Source organism: Stenotrophomonas sp. STEN009 (assembly GCF_056760395.1).
The window spans coordinates 20,757-35,579 of sequence record NZ_JBRRES010000038.1 but is presented as its reverse complement, the minus strand read 5'-3'; the positions used below and the strand labels follow the sequence as shown (position 1 = coordinate 35,579).

Sequence of the window (14,823 nt, the reverse complement as noted above, 5' to 3'; positions counted from 1 at the left end):
GGGGGGGGGGGCCGCGCGGGGGTGCCTGCCCCCGTGGGGGCCGGTTCCCTGCTTGTCGGGGCGCCGGCGCCCCGGGGCCCCCCCCCGCGCCCGCCCCCGGGGCCGGGACGCCGGATCGGAGCCGCCTGCGCTGCCGGCGGCTCCGTGTACGGTCAGGCCAGGCCTTCGGCCTTCAGTGCGGCCTGCACGCCGGCATCGGCGTCCATGCGCGCCTTGTAGGCGGCCAGATGATCCAGCCCCGACAGGTCGACCTTGGCGCCGGCTGCCCAGCGCAGGGTGATGTAGAAGTACGGGTCGGCGAAGCTGCGGAAACCGGCCAGCCAGGGCTTGTCCGCCAGCTGCCGGTCGGCCGTCTCGAACAGGCCGCGCAGGCGCTTGCGGGCGGCCGCGCGGATCGCGTCGTACTGGCTCTCATCGCCGATGAACTTGCCCGGTGCGAACAGCGGCGAGAACGCCGGGTGCACATCGGAGTTGACGAAGGCCAGCCAGCGGGTGGCCTCGGCACGCTGGCGCGGGCTGCCGTCGCCGGCCAGGCCGGCCTGCGGGAAGCGGTCGGCGATGTAGCCCATGATGGCCGCGTTCTGCAGCAGGATGAAGTCGCCATCGACCAGCGCCGGAACCGAGCCGGCCGGGTTGATCTTGAGGAATTCCGGCCCCTTCAGGGTGTCCTTGTCGAGCAGTTCGACCTCGAACGGCTGGCCGGTCCACTGCAGGGCGATGTGGTCGGCGGTGGAGCAGGCACCGGGCTTGCTGTACAGCTTCATGGGAACTCCAGGCGGGGTGTGCGGGAATCGCCCACTATCCCAGAGCCTGCCGGCGCGCGGCAACGCTGCCGCCGGCAACAGTTCGTTACGACTGCCGGGGCTTGAGGTTCTGCACCTTATAGAAGGTGTGATCACCGATGGTGGCCACCTGGTAGGCATTGCGCCAGTTCGGGCTGGCGATGGCCAGGGCGGCGAAATGGCTGGCACCGGGGACGATCTCGCGGCGCTCGCCGGCCGGCAGCGCCCAGTTGCGCTCCGCATCGAAGGCCACGCTCATGGCCTCGCTCCAGGCCGCGTCGTTGCCCAGCTGGGTGCCGGGGGAGACGATGGTCGGGGCGAACTGCTTGCGTGCGGTCACCACCTGGCACATCGAGTCGCCCCACAGGCCGCTGTCGAGGCGGCGCAGTGCCACTTCGGCCACGGCCTGCTGGCCGCGCAGGGTCTGGTCGCGGGCTTCCAGGTACACGGTGGTGCTCAAACACAATGAATCAGCCGCCGGCTGGGGCAGCAACTGCGACAGCCAGAGAATCCAGGCCAGTTTCATATAACTCCTTGCTCCGTATGGGCCGCACCACGGGGTTCCGGCCGAAGAGAGGGCAGGAGGCGGGGTACGACTTGGCGTCATGGGGAGGCGGCCATCGGGGCCGCCCCGTGGGCGGCCCGGGAAAAGAGGATCGATGAACGATCCGGGAGGGCCGCACCGGCTCACCGGAAACTGGCTGGTGAGCGGAAAGTTGGCGCAAGGTAGGGGGGGCTGGCCGAACGCATCATGAATCGCCCGGCTTGACATTCAGCTTCGAGGCGGGTGACGGAAATCACATTCCCGCCGCCCATTCAGGTGTGGATCAAAGGGCGGCTGCCACCCGGCTGCCCTGATCGATGGCGCGTTTGGCGTCCAGTTCGGCGGCCACATCGGCACCGCCGATCAGCTGTGCGCTGATGCCCGCCGCCTGCAGTTCGGCCTGCAGCGCGCGGTTCGGTTCCTGCCCTGCACAGATCACCACATGATCCACCGGCAGCAGCTGTTCGCTGCCTTCCACGCGGATGCGCAGCCCGTGGTCGTCCACGCCGAGATACTCGACGCCGCCCAGCATCCGCACGCCCTTGGCCTTCAGCGTGGCGCGATGGATCCAACCGGTGGTCTTGCCCAGGCGCGCACCCGGCTTGCCGGGGCTGCGCTGCAGCAGCCACAGCCGGCGTGGCGAAGCGTCCACCTGCGGACGGGCCAGCGAGCCGCGGGCCTCGAAGGTGGCGTCCACCCCCCATTCGGCCATCCAGCGCTGCGGGTCCAGCGACGGCGATGGGCCCTCGTGGCTGAGGAATTCCCCGACATCGAAGCCGATGCCGCCGGCACCGATGATGGCCGCGCTGGCGCCCACCTCGACCCGGCCCTGCAGCACGTCCAGGTAGCTGACGACCTTGGCGTGGTCCGCGCCGGGGAAGTCGACCCGGCGCGGCGTGATGCCGGTCGCCAGCACGACCTCGTCGAAGCCGGCCAGACAGGTCGCGTCTGCCCGGGTACCCAGGCGCAGCTGCACGCCCGTGTCCTGCAGCTTGTGGCGGAAATAGCGCAGCGTCTCGTGGAACTCTTCCTTGCCCGGGATGCGCTTGGCCACATTGAACTGGCCGCCGATCTCGTCGCTGGCGTCGAACAGGGTGACCTGGTGACCGCGCTCGGCGGCCACCGTGGCGCAGGCCAGGCCGGCCGGGCCCGCGCCCACCACCGCCACCCGCTTCGGTGTGGACGTCGGGCGGTAGACCAGTTCGGTTTCGTGCGCGGCCCGCGGATTGACCAGGCAACTGGCCAGCTTGTTCTCGAAGACGTGATCCAGGCATGCCTGGTTGCAGGCGATGCACGTGTTGATCGTGTCAGCACGGCCGGCGCGCGCCTTGTTCGGCCATTGCGGGTCGGCCAGCAGCGGGCGCGCAAGCGACACCATGTCCGCACCGCCGTCGGCGAGAATGCGCTCGGCAACCTCGGGCATGTTGATGCGGTTGGTCGCCACCAGCGGCACCGCCACATGCGGCTTCAGCTTGGCGGTGACCCCGGCGAAGGCGGCGCGGGGCACCGAGGTGGCGATGGTGGGAATGCGCGCCTCGTGCCAGCCGATGCCGGAATTGATGATCGTCGCGCCCGCGGCCTCGATGGCCTGCGCCTGCTGCACGATTTCCTCCCAGTTGCTGCCGTCCTCAACCAGATCCACCAGTGACAGCCGGTAGATGATGATGAAATCCGGGCCGCAGGCTTCGCGGATGCGGCGCACGATCTCCACTGCGAAGCGCATGCGCTGGGAGGCATCACCGCCCCAGCGGTCCGTGCGCGTGTTGGTGCGCGGGGCGATGAACTCGTTGATGAGGTATCCCTCCGAGCCCATCACTTCGACACCGTCGTAGCCGGCTTCGCGTGCCAGCCTGGCGCTGCGTGCGTAATCGGCGATGTGCCGTTCGACGCCGCTGGCCGACAGTGCGCGCGGGGTGAACGGATTGATCGGCGCCTTGAGCTTGGAGGGCGCCACCGACAGGGGGTGGTAGGCATAGCGGCCGGCGTGCAGCAGCTGCAGACAGATCTTCGCGCCATGCTGGTGGGCGGCGGCCGTCAGTTGCCGGTGCGGACGCACTTCCCAGGGCCAGGACAGCTTGCCGCCGAAGGGTTTGAGCCAGCCGACCACGTTGGGGGCGAAGCCGCCGGTGACGATCAGGCCGACGCCGCCTTCGGCGCGCTCGCCGAAGTAGGCGGCCAGGCGCGGGAAATCGCGCGCGCGATCTTCCAGCCCGGTGTGCATCGAACCCATCAGCACCCGGTTGCGCAGCTGGGTGAAGCCCAGATCGAGCGGGGCGAACAGGTGGGGATAGGCGCTTTCGTTGGCTGGCGACATGGTCGATACGCTTGCGTACGGAAGCGCGAAGCGTGCCGCGAAACGGCGGTCGGGGCAAGGGGCGGGCGAATCGGTAGCGCCGGGCCATGCAATGCGGCTACCCGTGGCCGCGCTGCGCGCTCGCCGGGCGTGGCCCGGCGCCACCCGCCGGCAGGGGCCGGCCGATGCCGAACCAGCCCAGCGTCACCCCGCACAGCGGGCCGATCAGCAGCGCAAAGGCCAGGGTGCCGACGCCCACGTTGCCTCCCAGCCACCAGCCCAGCAGCAGGACGCTGCCTTCGATCAGGCTGCGCACCTTCCAGATCGGCCAGCCGGTGCGGGCATGCAGGCCGGTCATCAGCCCGTCGCGCGGGCCGGGGCCGAGCCGCGCGCCGATGTACAGGCCGGTGGCCAGTGCCACCAGCAGCATGCCGGCACCGAACATCGCCACCTGCCAGACCAGGCCGACAGCCGGCGGCAACAGCCACAGGCCGAACTGCGCGGACGGACCGATCAGCAGCACGTTGAGCACGGTGCCGACGCCCGGCTTCTGCCGCAGGGGCCACCACAGCAGCAGGACCAGCGCGCCGATCACGTTCGTGGCCAGGCCGAAGGACAGCGGGGTCTGCGCCGCGACGCCCTGTGACAGCACGTCCCAGGGCGCGACACCGATCGCAGCACGGATCATCAACGAGGCGCCGAAGCCGTACAGGAACAGGCCGACGATCAGTTGCAGCAGGCGCAGGGGCAGGGCAGTGGGCATGGGAGCGCTCGGGGGGGAGGAAATCTGTCTCCACCGTAATCCCGAATCGCCCGCTTCCATAGATACAGATCCGGGTGAATCCCGCGCCACAGCGCGCGCGTCAGTCGTCCCAGCCTGCCAGTGCCAGCTTGCCCAGCGTGCGGCCGCTGGCCAGCCGCTCATGCGCCGCCTGCAGGTTGGCGGCATTGATCGTGCCGAGTGTCTCGCTGAGCGTGCCACGCAGCTGGCCTGCATCGATCATGCTCGCGGCGCGGCTCAGGATGCGGTGCTGCTCGATGCGGTCGGCGGTACCGAAGCGCGATCGCGCGAACATGAATTCCCAGTGGATGCCGATGCATTTGGCCTTGTACGGGTCGCCGATGCGCAGCGCGCCGCGGGGTTCGACGATCAGCCCGACATGCCCCTGCGGTGCCAGCAGCTGGCCCAGTTCATCCCAGTAGTGATCGGTGTCGGCCAGGTTGAGCGCGATCTGCACGGCGCTGATGCCCAGTGCCTGCAACTGCGGCTGCAGCGGCTGGCGATGGTCGATTACGTGATGGGCGCCCATCTGCCGGCACCAGTCGGCCGACCGCTCGCGGGAGGCGGTGGCAATGACCGTGAAGCCGGCATGGTGGGCCAGCTGGATGGCCATCGAACCGACGCCGCCGGCGCCGCCGATCACCAACAGGTGCTGCCCGGCGTGGCGGCGGTCATCCAGATGCAGCGGCATGCGCTCGAACAGCAGCTCCCATGCGGTCAGCGTGGTCAGCGGCAGCGCCGCTGCCTCGGCGAAATCCAGCGTGGTGGGCTTACGTGCGACCAGCCGCTCATCCACCAGCTGATACTGGGCATTGCAGCCGGAGCGGGTGACATCGCCGGCGTAGTAGACCTCGTCGCCGGAGGCGAACAGGCGGGCGTCCTCGCCGATGGCCTCGACCACGCCCGCCGCATCCCAGCCGAGCACCCGCGGCGTGTCCAGCGTGGCCGGATCGGTGGCGGCACGCTGCTTGCCGTCGACCGGATTGATCGAAACCGCCTGCACGCGGACCAGCAGATCGCGGCCGGCTGGCGGCAGCGGCGGCGGCAGCCGGAGATCCTGCAGGGCGGGGGCGGATTCACGACTCAGGGCGACGGCTTTCATCTCGGCTCCGGCTCGGTTTCCCTTTTCATCATAAGGTTCCTCACGTTTCCGGGGGCGCGCTGAATCTCCTTCGCCGCGCGTTCCGCAGAATGTCGCCTGCGTTGCCTAAACACCGTCAAACCCTTATGGGGTGAGGGTCTTGCGGATTTTCATCATCCTGTATAGGGTTTCAACGTCGGACCGGTGGCCGGTCGGGCGCAACACTTCACATGTTACGGGACTGTTAACATGGCCTTCACCCGCCTGAGCATAATGTTCGCGGCGGTGGCGTGCTGAATCGGCTGTCTGAACATCGACGCAGTAGTGCTGGCCCATGCCTCTACCGGTTTCATACCCCCGAAATAGGAGCTGTACTCAATGAACAAGAAGATCCTTACTGCCGCGCTGCTGGGTGGTCTGGCTTTCGCCCAGGCTGCTTCTGCGCAGGAGTTCGATGACCGCTGGTACCTGACCGGTTCGGCCGGCTTCAACTTCCAGGACAACGACCGTCTGACCAACGACGCTCCGTTCGTGACCCTGGGCCTGGGTAAGTTCATCAGCCCGAACTGGTCGCTGGACGGTGAGCTGAACTATCAGAACCCGAACTTCGACAGCAATCAGGACCTGAACTGGTCGCAGTACGGCATCTCGCTGGACCTGCGTCGCCACTTCATCAAGGAAGGCCGCGGCTGGAACCCGTACATCGTCGGTGGCCTGGGCTACCAGAAGTCGGAAGAAGAGTACCCGGCCAACAGCCTGAATGGTCCGCGTGAGCGCAAGGACGGCAACGTTGCCGCCAAGCTCGGCGTCGGCCTGCAGACCACCTTCGACAAGCGCGTTGCTGTCCGCGCCGAAGTGGCCTACCGCGCTGACTTCGACGACAAGAGCTACCACGCTGCCAGCGAAGACTGGTTCGGCGACGTGCTGGCTTCGGTCGGCGTCGTGATCCCGCTGGGCCCGGCTCCGGTCGCGGCTGCTCCGGCTCCGGCTCCGGTTGCCCCGAGCTGCGCCGACCTGGATGACGACGGTGACGGCGTCAACAACTGCGATGACAAGTGCCCGAACTCGCAGCCGGGTCAGACCATCGGTCCGGACGGTTGCCCGGTGCCGGTCTCGATCGACCTGAAGGGCGTGAACTTCGACTTCGACAAGTCGAACCTGCGTCCGGACGCCGTGGCCATCCTGAGCGAAGCCACCGAGATCCTGAAGCGTTACCCGGATCTGCGCGTTGAAGTCGCCGGTCACACCGACTCGAAGGGTACCGACGCTTACAACCAGAAGCTGTCGGAGCGCCGCGCCACCGCGGTGTACAACTACCTGACCAAGAACGGCGTGGACGCTTCGCGTCTGGTCGGCCCGATCGGCTACGGCGAGAGCCGTCCGATTGCTCCGAACACCAACCCGGATGGTTCGGACAATCCGGAAGGTCGCGCCAAGAACCGTCGAACCGAGCTGAACGTCCAGAACTAAGTTCTGACGTTTCGCCCGCAAGACACAGCAGGACCCGGCTTCGGCCGGGTCTTGTTGTTTCTGCGGCGGGAAAAGCCGGAACGCGCCTCGATGGACCGACCGTTTGTCGGCTTTTTGTCCAAAAAACCAATGAGTTGGCGCATTCATTGAAAGTGGCGCTTGAAAGCTGTCGCCGCATTGCTACACTCGCCGCGTCACCTTCCTTCCGTGGATGCCTCTCATGCTGCGCTCTGCATCGGCCGCCGTCCTGGCGCTGGCCCTGGTTCCTGCCGCTCACGCTGCGGTCGATTGCTCGGTCAATACCAGCGCTTCGCCGCTGCCGCTGCCGGCCACGACCATCGCGCCGGTGGCCGACGAGCTGTACATCCGTGGCAACCAGCTGGGCATGCCGGCCGGTGTGCTGAGCAGCAGCTACGATCCTTCGCAGTCGCTGGACCAGGTGCTGCAACGCCTGCGCATCGACGGCTGCCAGAACATCGCCAAGGCGATTCCGAGCGCGCCGGCGGTGAAGCCGAACGATCCGGCGGCGTACAAGCCGCAGACCGAATTCGACAATACGCCGTGGCGCTTCGACATGAGCCAGAACGGCAAGCGCATGACCGCCGAGGAATTCGATGCCTGGATGAAGGCGCGTGGCGTCCGCGTGGTCAAGGCGCGCCCGGCACCGGTGGCCACCCCGGCCGCGGCCGAAGCACCGGCTGAGACCAAGCCGGTCGATAAGAAGTAACCGTCGCGGGGAGCAGAGGCTTGCGTACGCGCCGCCCACCTGCCGCCCCCGCCGCCCGCTCCCACGTCCTGCGTGGGCGCGCGGATCCGGATGCATCCACGGGTGTGCGCCATGGCCTGGCGCGTGTGCTCTCCAAGGCCGGCGTGTGCTCGCGCAGCGAAGCCGCGCGCTGGATCGCCGAGGGCCGCGTGCGCGTCTCCGGCCGTATCGTCCGTGACCCGGAGTTTCCGATCGGCAGCCCGGCACCTCCCATCGAGGTCGATGGCCTGCCGCTGGCACCGCCGCAGCGGCTTTACCTGATGCTCAACAAGCCGCGCGGGGTGGTGACCACCGCGCAGGACGAGCGCGGCCGTGACACCGTATACCGCTGCTTCGACGGCGCCGGCCTGCCCTGGATCGCGCCGGTCGGCCGGCTGGACAAGGCCAGTGAGGGCCTGTTGCTGTTCAGCAACGATCCGCAGTGGGCGGCGCGCCTGACCGATCCGCGGACCGGGCCGGACAAGACCTACCACGTGCAGATCGATCGCCTGCCCGATGCGGACACGCTGGCGGCGCTGCAGGCCGGGGTGGACGACGAGGGTGAATTCCTGGCCGCCCGGGCCGTGCGCGTGCTGCGCAGCGGTGACAAGACCGCGTGGCTGGAGGTTGTCCTCGACGAGGGCCGCAACCGCCACATCCGCCGCCTGCTGGCGGCCTTCGACCTGCAGGTGCTGCGCCTGGTCCGGGTCGCGATCGGCGACCTGGCGCTCGACGATCTCGGCAAGGGCCAGTGGCGGATGCTGGAGGTCAATGACCAGCAGCGGCTGGGGGCCGCTGCACCGGGCTGAGCGTCATGCCCGCGGCCGGCGGATGCCGGTCACCGTTCCAGGCGTAGGGGGCGCCTGGTCGTCGAAATCCCGAACGGAGCCTGCCCATGTACCACTCGTCCCTCAACCGAACCCTGCGCTGTGCCGGCCTGCTGCTGCCGATCGTGCTGCTGGCCGCCTGCGGTGGCCACAAGAAAATGGCCAAGACGGAAACGCCTGCCGAAACCCCGGTGGTGGAAGTGAAAACCCCGGAACTGGATGGTCGCGGCAGTTACCGCTTCCTGATGAGCGACGGCGACAGGAAGATGACCGCCGACGAGTTCGATGCATGGATGAAGGCCAATGGCATCCGCGTCGCCCGTGGCAATACCCAGGACGCTGCCGCCAAGCCGGTCGTGGTGGCCAGCAAGGATGAGCCGAAGGACAAGAAGAAAAAGAAATGACGCGCATTGCGCGTCATTCCGGTAGCGGGGGGGCGGGGCCCCCGGGCGGCCGGGGGGGGGGGGGGGGGGCCACCCCGGGGGGGTGGGGCGGGCCGCTGCCCCTCGGGGCGATCAACCCTTGATCACGCCCAGCTCGACGCCGATGCGGGAGAAGGCGTCGATCGCGCGGTCCAGCTGCTCGCGGCTGTGCGCGGCGCTGATCTGGGTGCGGATACGTGCCTGTCCCTTGGGCACCACCGGGAAGAAGAAGCCGATCGCATAGATGCCTTCCTCTAGCAGGCGCTCGGCGAACTTCTGCGCCAACGGTGCGTCGTACAGCATCACCGGGCTGATCGGATGCACGCCCGGCTTCACGTCGAAGCCGGCGGCGGTCATCTTCCCGCGGAAGTACGCGGTGTTCTCGGCCAACCGGTCGCGCAGGTCGTCGGCGGCAGCCAGCATCTCGAAGGCCTTGATGCCGGCGGCGACCACATGCGGCGGCAGCGAGTTGGAGAACAGGTACGGGCGCGAGCGCTGGCGCAGCAGTTCAATCACTTCGGCGCTGGCGCAGGTGAAGCCGCCCAGTGCGCCCCCCATGGCCTTGCCCAGAGTGCCGGTGATGATGTCGATCTTTTCCAGCACACCCTTCACTTCGGCCGAGCCACGACCGGTGGCGCCCAGGAAACCCGTGGCATGGCATTCGTCGATGTGCACCAGCGCGTTGTACTTCTTCGCGAGCGCGGTGATCTCGTCCAGCGGGGCAATGAAGCCGTCCATCGAGAACACGCCGTCGGTGGTGATCAGCTTGGTCCTGCAGCCGGCGGCGTCGGCGGCCTGCAGCTGCGCTTCCAGGTCGGCCATGTCGCAGTTGGCGTAGCGGAAGCGCTTGGCCTTGCACAGGCGCACCCCGTCGATGATCGATGCGTGGTTCAGTGCGTCCGAGATGATCGCATCGTTCTCGCCGAGCAGCGGCTCGAACAGGCCGCCGTTCGCATCGAAACAGGCCGCATACAGGATGGTGTCCTGCTTGCCGAAGAAATCGGCGATCTGTTTCTCAAGCTGCTTGTGCAGGTCCTGGGTGCCGCAGATGAAGCGCACCGAGGCCATGCCGAAGCCGTGGGTATCCAGAGCATCCTTGGCGGCCTGGATCAGGTCGGGATGATCGGCCAGGCCCAGGTAGTTGTTGGCGCAGAAGTTCAGCACCTTGCGGCCATCGGCCAGCGTGATCTCGGCCGATTGCGGACTGGTGATGATCCGCTCGGACTTGAACAGGCCCTGGGCGCGGATGGCGTCCAGTTCCTCGGCATAGTGGCGGGTCAGGGCGGAGGAGACGTCGGTCATGGCGTGGGCACGGCTCAGCACGGGAAACCGACGATTCTACCGGGCATCGATGGCTGGCGACCGGCGGCAGGCAGGCACCGCCATGGCCGGCACATGTTGCAATGCAATAGCAAACGGGTTAAAAAATCGTGAACCGGCCCGTTCTGGCTCCGGTTCCCGCAACTGCCCTGTACGCCACCGCCCCCCACCGGAGACGACCATGAAGCACGCTCGTGCCTGCCTCGCCCTTGCCGCCGCCCTGACCCTGGCCCCGTTTGCCGCCAGCGCCCAGGAAAGCGAATCGCCGTACAGCTGGAACGTTACCGCCGTGTCGGATTACCTGTTCCGTGGTGTGTCGCAGACCGATGAGGATCCCACCCTGCAGGCCGGTTTCACCTATACCAGCCCGGTTGGTCTGTATGCCGGTGTCTGGGGATCGGGCGTGGACTTCGGCCCGGGCGACCCGAGCGTCGAAGTGGATTACCAGATCGGCTACGGCGTCGACGCCACCGAGCGCGTGAACTTCGATGTGCTGCTGAACCGCTACACCTACCCCGGCGCCAGCGAGCTGAACTACAACGAGCTGATCACCACCACCACGCTGGATGACACCTACAAGCTGACGGTGGCCTACAGCAACGACGTGTGGAACAGCAGCACCGATGGCTGGTATTACGCGCTGGGCGGCGAGTGGGGCCTGCCGCAGGATTTCACGCTGAGCGCCAGCGTCGGCCGCAGCACCTTCGAAAAGGGTATTGCCAAGGATTACACCGACTGGAACGTTGGCGTGGCCCGTACCTGGGGTCTGTTCACCCTCGGCCTGGGCTACTACGGCACCGACGGCAACGGCCGCGACAACAGCGGCAAGCTGGCCGACAACCGGGTGGTGTTCACGGTGGCGGTAGGCCAGTAAGCGGCGCATGACATCACACGAAAAAGGCACCCCTGGAGGTGCCTTTTTCGTGTCTGGCGTCGGGCACTCTGTGGGCCGGCCAACGGCCGGGGACAAAGTGAGATGCGGGGGAATCAGGCAGTCGCGCCGGAGGCACGAGTGATCAATTCCAGCTCAGTACCACCTTGCCGGCCTTGCCTTCTTCCATCAGGTCGAAGCCCTTCTGGAAGTCGTCGATCGGCAGCTGGTGGGTCATCACCTTGCCGAGCGGGAAACCGGACAGCACCAGCTGCGTCATCTTGTACCAGGTCTCGTACATCTTGCGGCCGTAGATGCCCTGCACGGTCAGGCCCTTGAAGATGATCTTGTCCCAGTCGCAGCCGGCACCCTTGGGCATGATGCCGAGCATGGCGATCTTGCCGCCGTGGTACATGCAGTCGAGCATGTCGTTGAAGGCGCGCGGATTGCCGCTCATTTCCAGGCCCACGTCGAAGCCCTCCATGTGCAGTTCCTTCATCACGTCCTTCAGCGAGGTGTTGGTGACATTGACCACGCGCGTCGCGCCCATGTCGGCGGCCAGCTTCAGGCGGAAGTCGTTGACGTCGGTCACCACCACGTTGCGCGCACCGATGTGCTTGCAGATGCCCGCAGCGATGATGCCGATCGGGCCGGCGCCGGTGATCAGCACGTCCTCGCCGATCACGTCGAACTCCAGCGCGCAGTGCGCGGCGTTGCCGTACGGGTCGAAGAAGGCCGCCAGTTCGGACGGAATCTGGTCGGGGATCGGCCACAGGTTGCTGGCGGGCATCACCATGTACTCGGCGAAGGCGCCATTGACGTTCACGCCGATGCCGACGGTGTTCGGGCACAGGTGCGGGCGGCCGCCACGGCAGTTGCGGCAGTGGCCGCAGACGATGTGGCCTTCGGCCGAGACGCGCTGGCCAACCTCATAGCCGGTCACCGCCGAGCCAAGCGCGGCGATGCGACCGACGAATTCGTGGCCGATGGTCAGGCCCGGCTTGATGGTGCGCTGGCTCCACTCGTCCCACAGGTAGATGTGCAGGTCGGTACCGCAGATGGCGGTCTTTTCCAGCTTGATCAGGACCTCGTTCGGGCCCGGGGTCGGCACCGGGACCTCTTCGAGCCAGATGCCCTTGGCCGCTTCGCGCTTGACCAGGGCCTTCATCGTTTGCTGCGCCATCGGGGTGGAACTCATCAGGGGGAAAGCGCGGATTATAGAGGTCTGCGCGGAATTCCAATGTTGCGCTGCGGGCGCGCTGGCGGAACGAAAGGCGTGCGCCGGCGGGCGTTTCGAACGCGACCGGCGTGCTCGCCGGGCATGGCCCGGCGCTGCCGGGAAATCGGGCGGCTCGCGCTCGCGGGGCATGGTCCCGCGCCATCGGGAAATCGTGCGGGTAGCGCTGGGCCATGCCCGGCGGGCCAGGGGCCATGACTTCCGGGGTTCGGGACAGGGCAGGGGGGCGGGCTACAATCGAAGGTTCCACTACCAGGGGCCGCTCCATGCGCTCGAACCTGCTTGCATTCTCCGTCGTCGCCAGCCTTGGGCTGGTCCAGGTCGCCCATGCCGCCGAAGGCATGTGGGTACCGCAGCAGCTGCCGGAGATCGCCGGCCCGCTGCAGAAGGCCGGCCTGAAACTGTCGCCGGAACAGCTGTCCGACCTGACCGGCGACCCGATGGGCGCGGTGGTGGCGCTGGGCGGCTGCACCGCCAGCTTCGTTTCCCCGCAGGGCCTGGTGGTCACCAACCACCATTGTGCCTACGGCGCGATCCAGCTCAACTCCACCGCCGAGAAGAACCTGATCAAGGACGGTTTCAACGCGCCGACCCTGAAGGACGAACTCAGCGCCGGTCCCAACGCCCGCGTGTTCGTGCTGGACCGGATCACCGACGTCACCGACCAGGCCAAGGCCGCCATCGCCGCCGCCGGCAAGGACCCGCTGGCCCGCACCCGTGCGCTGGAAGCGTTCGACAAGGCCCAGACCGCCGCCTGTGAAGCCGACGCCGGTTTCCGCTGCCGTCTGTACAGCTTCTCCGGCGGCAATACCTACCGCCTGTTCCGCAACATGGAAATCAAGGACGTGCGCCTGGTCTATGCGCCCCCGGGCAGCGTCGGCAAGTTCGGCGGCGACGTCGACAACTGGATGTGGCCGCGCCACACCGGCGACTTCTCGTTCTATCGCGCCTACGTGGGCAAGGATGGCAAGCCGGCCGCGTTCTCGGCCGACAATGTGCCGTACCAGCCGAAGCACTTCCTGAAGTTCGCCGACCAGCCGCTGGGCGCGGACGACTTCGTGATGGTGGCCGGCTACCCGGGCCGCACCAACCGCTATGCGCTGGCCGGCGAATTCAATGAAACCGCCGAGTTCACCTACCCGACCATCGCCCGCCATTACAACGAAGTGCTGGCGCTGATCGACAAGGCCGGCAAGGCCGACGCCGACGTCAAGGTCAAGTACGCCAACACGGCGGCCAGCATGAACAACGTGGCCAAGAACTACGTCGGCCAGCTGGAAGGCTTCAAGCGCATCGACGCGGCCGGGCAGAAGCGGGCCGAAGAGGCCGCCGTGCTGGCCTGGCTGAAGCAGCAGGGCGCAGCCGGCAAGCCGGCCCTGGCCGCACACGCCCAGCTGCTCAAGCACCTGGATACCAGCAAGAGTACCCGCGAGCGCGATCTGTTCGTCGGCCAGTTCAACAACACCTCGGCCGTGGGCGCCGCGCTGTCGCTGTACCGCCTGTCGATCGAACGCGCCAAGCCGGACGCCGAGCGTGAAGCCGGTTACCAGGAGCGCGATCTGCCGACCCTGGAAGGCAATCTGCGGCAGATGGACCGTCGCTACGTCGCCAGCATGGATCGGCAGCTGCAGCAGTACTGGCTGGACCAGTACGTCGCGCTGCCGGCGGCACAGCGCAACAACGAGGTTCTCAACCAGTGGCTGGGCGGCAGCGATGCCGGGGCCGTCAACGGCCTGGTGAAGAAGCTGGCCGGCACAGGACTGGGCAGCCTCGATGCACGCCTGAAGTGGTTCAAGGCCGACCGTGCTGCCTTCGAGGCCAGCACCGATCCGGCCATCCAGTACGCCGTGGCCGTGATGCCGGCCCTGCTGAAGCAGGAAGAACAGAGGAAGATCCGCGAAGGTGAATCGCTGACGGCCCGTCCGCTGTACCTGCAGGCGGTGGCGGACTACAAGAAGAGCAAGGGCGAGTTCGTCTATCCCGATGCCAACCTGTCGCTGCGCATCACCTTCGGCAATGTCATGGGCTATGGCAAGGACGGTGTCCAGTACACCCCGTTCACCACGCTGGAAGGCGTTGCGGCGAAGGAAACCGGCGTCGATCCGTTCGACTCGCCGAAGGCACTGCTGGATGCGGTCAAGGCCAAGCGATATGGCGGCCTGGAGGACAAGCGGATCGGCTCGGTGCCGGTGAACTTCCTGTCCAACCTGGACATCACCGGTGGCAACTCCGGTTCGCCGGTGCTCGATGCGCACGGCAAGCTGGTCGGCCTGGCCTTCGACGGCAACTGGGAATCGGTCAGCTCCAACTGGGTATTCGACCCGGTGATGACCCGCATGATCGCGGTGGACAGCCGCTACATGCAGTGGATCATGCAGGAAGTGGCCCCCGCGCCGCAGCTGCTGAAGGAATTGAACCTGGCGCAGTAAGGTTCATGCTGGCGCCGCCGG

Annotated in this window: 13 protein-coding genes; 6 read left to right on the top strand and 7 right to left on the bottom strand. The window is 67.2% G+C overall.

Annotated features, from left to right (window positions below; translation table 11 throughout):
* Window positions 1-152: 152 nt before the first annotated feature.
* The 5 genes from ACVOMM_RS15870 to ACVOMM_RS15850 form a co-directional block, all read right to left on the bottom strand.
* Window positions 153-764, bottom strand: a complete 612-nt coding sequence (locus ACVOMM_RS15870; RefSeq protein WP_053520032.1) for a glutathione S-transferase N-terminal domain-containing protein — start codon at window positions 762-764, stop codon at window positions 153-155.
* 85 nt (window positions 765-849) lie between these two features.
* Entirely contained in the window at window positions 850-1,308 is a 459-nt protein-coding gene (locus ACVOMM_RS15865; protein WP_053520031.1) for a cell wall hydrolase, read from the bottom strand.
* Between the two features lie 301 nt (window positions 1,309-1,609).
* A complete protein-coding gene (locus ACVOMM_RS15860) occupies window positions 1,610-3,640 on the bottom strand; it encodes an FAD-dependent oxidoreductase (RefSeq protein ID WP_481526490.1) in 2,031 nt (676 codons plus the stop codon).
* A gap of 97 nt (window positions 3,641-3,737) precedes the next feature.
* Window positions 3,738-4,382 carry a membrane protein YczE gene (gene yczE / locus ACVOMM_RS15855; protein ID WP_065182876.1) on the bottom strand — a complete coding sequence of 215 codons (645 nt, stop codon included), beginning with the start codon at window positions 4,380-4,382 and terminating at the stop codon, window positions 3,738-3,740.
* Between the two features lie 100 nt (window positions 4,383-4,482).
* On the bottom strand, window positions 4,483-5,502 hold the full coding sequence (locus ACVOMM_RS15850; protein ID WP_053520028.1) for a zinc-binding alcohol dehydrogenase family protein: 1,020 nt from the start codon (window positions 5,500-5,502) through the stop codon (window positions 4,483-4,485).
* 357 nt (window positions 5,503-5,859) lie between these two features.
* Here ACVOMM_RS15850 and ACVOMM_RS15845 point away from each other — a divergent pair, with 357 nt between their 5' ends.
* The 4 genes from ACVOMM_RS15845 to ACVOMM_RS15830 all read left to right on the top strand — a co-directional run bounded on the left by ACVOMM_RS15845 (window position 5,860) and on the right by ACVOMM_RS15830 (window position 8,927).
* A complete protein-coding gene (locus tag ACVOMM_RS15845) occupies window positions 5,860-6,951 on the top strand; it encodes an OmpA family protein (RefSeq protein ID WP_279941650.1) in 1,092 nt (363 codons plus the stop codon).
* Window positions 6,952-7,171: 220 nt separating this feature from the next.
* Window positions 7,172-7,678 (top strand): hypothetical protein, encoded by a 507-nt coding sequence (locus ACVOMM_RS15840; RefSeq protein ID WP_065182879.1) that lies wholly within the window; start codon window positions 7,172-7,174, stop codon window positions 7,676-7,678.
* Window positions 7,679-7,698: 20 nt separating this feature from the next.
* Window positions 7,699-8,505 (top strand): pseudouridine synthase, encoded by an 807-nt coding sequence (locus ACVOMM_RS15835; RefSeq protein ID WP_481526489.1) that lies wholly within the window; start codon window positions 7,699-7,701, stop codon window positions 8,503-8,505.
* 86 nt (window positions 8,506-8,591) lie between these two features.
* The gene (locus ACVOMM_RS15830; protein WP_481526488.1) at window positions 8,592-8,927 is read left to right on the top strand and encodes a hypothetical protein; all 336 of its coding nucleotides are present in this window, start codon (window positions 8,592-8,594) and stop codon (window positions 8,925-8,927) included.
* A gap of 111 nt (window positions 8,928-9,038) precedes the next feature.
* Here ACVOMM_RS15830 and kbl read toward each other — a convergent pair whose 3' ends face one another.
* Window positions 9,039-10,247, bottom strand: a complete 1,209-nt coding sequence (kbl, locus tag ACVOMM_RS15825; RefSeq protein WP_481526487.1) for a glycine C-acetyltransferase — start codon at window positions 10,245-10,247, stop codon at window positions 9,039-9,041.
* A 199-nt stretch (window positions 10,248-10,446) separates the two neighbouring features.
* On the opposite strand from kbl, the gene ACVOMM_RS15820 reads away from it, so the two are divergent.
* The gene (locus tag ACVOMM_RS15820; protein WP_128989467.1) at window positions 10,447-11,139 is read left to right on the top strand and encodes a TorF family putative porin; all 693 of its coding nucleotides are present in this window, start codon (window positions 10,447-10,449) and stop codon (window positions 11,137-11,139) included.
* 142 nt (window positions 11,140-11,281) lie between these two features.
* Here the strand turns inward: ACVOMM_RS15820 and tdh are convergent, their stop codons facing one another.
* On the bottom strand, window positions 11,282-12,304 hold the full coding sequence (tdh, locus tag ACVOMM_RS15815) for an L-threonine 3-dehydrogenase (RefSeq protein WP_053520036.1): 1,023 nt from the start codon (window positions 12,302-12,304) through the stop codon (window positions 11,282-11,284).
* Window positions 12,305-12,639: 335 nt separating this feature from the next.
* Here tdh and ACVOMM_RS15810 point away from each other — a divergent pair, with 335 nt between their 5' ends.
* Window positions 12,640-14,802, top strand: coding sequence for a S46 family peptidase (locus ACVOMM_RS15810; protein WP_481526486.1), 2,163 nt, complete (start codon window positions 12,640-12,642; stop codon window positions 14,800-14,802).
* Window positions 14,803-14,823: the final 21 nt, after the last annotated feature.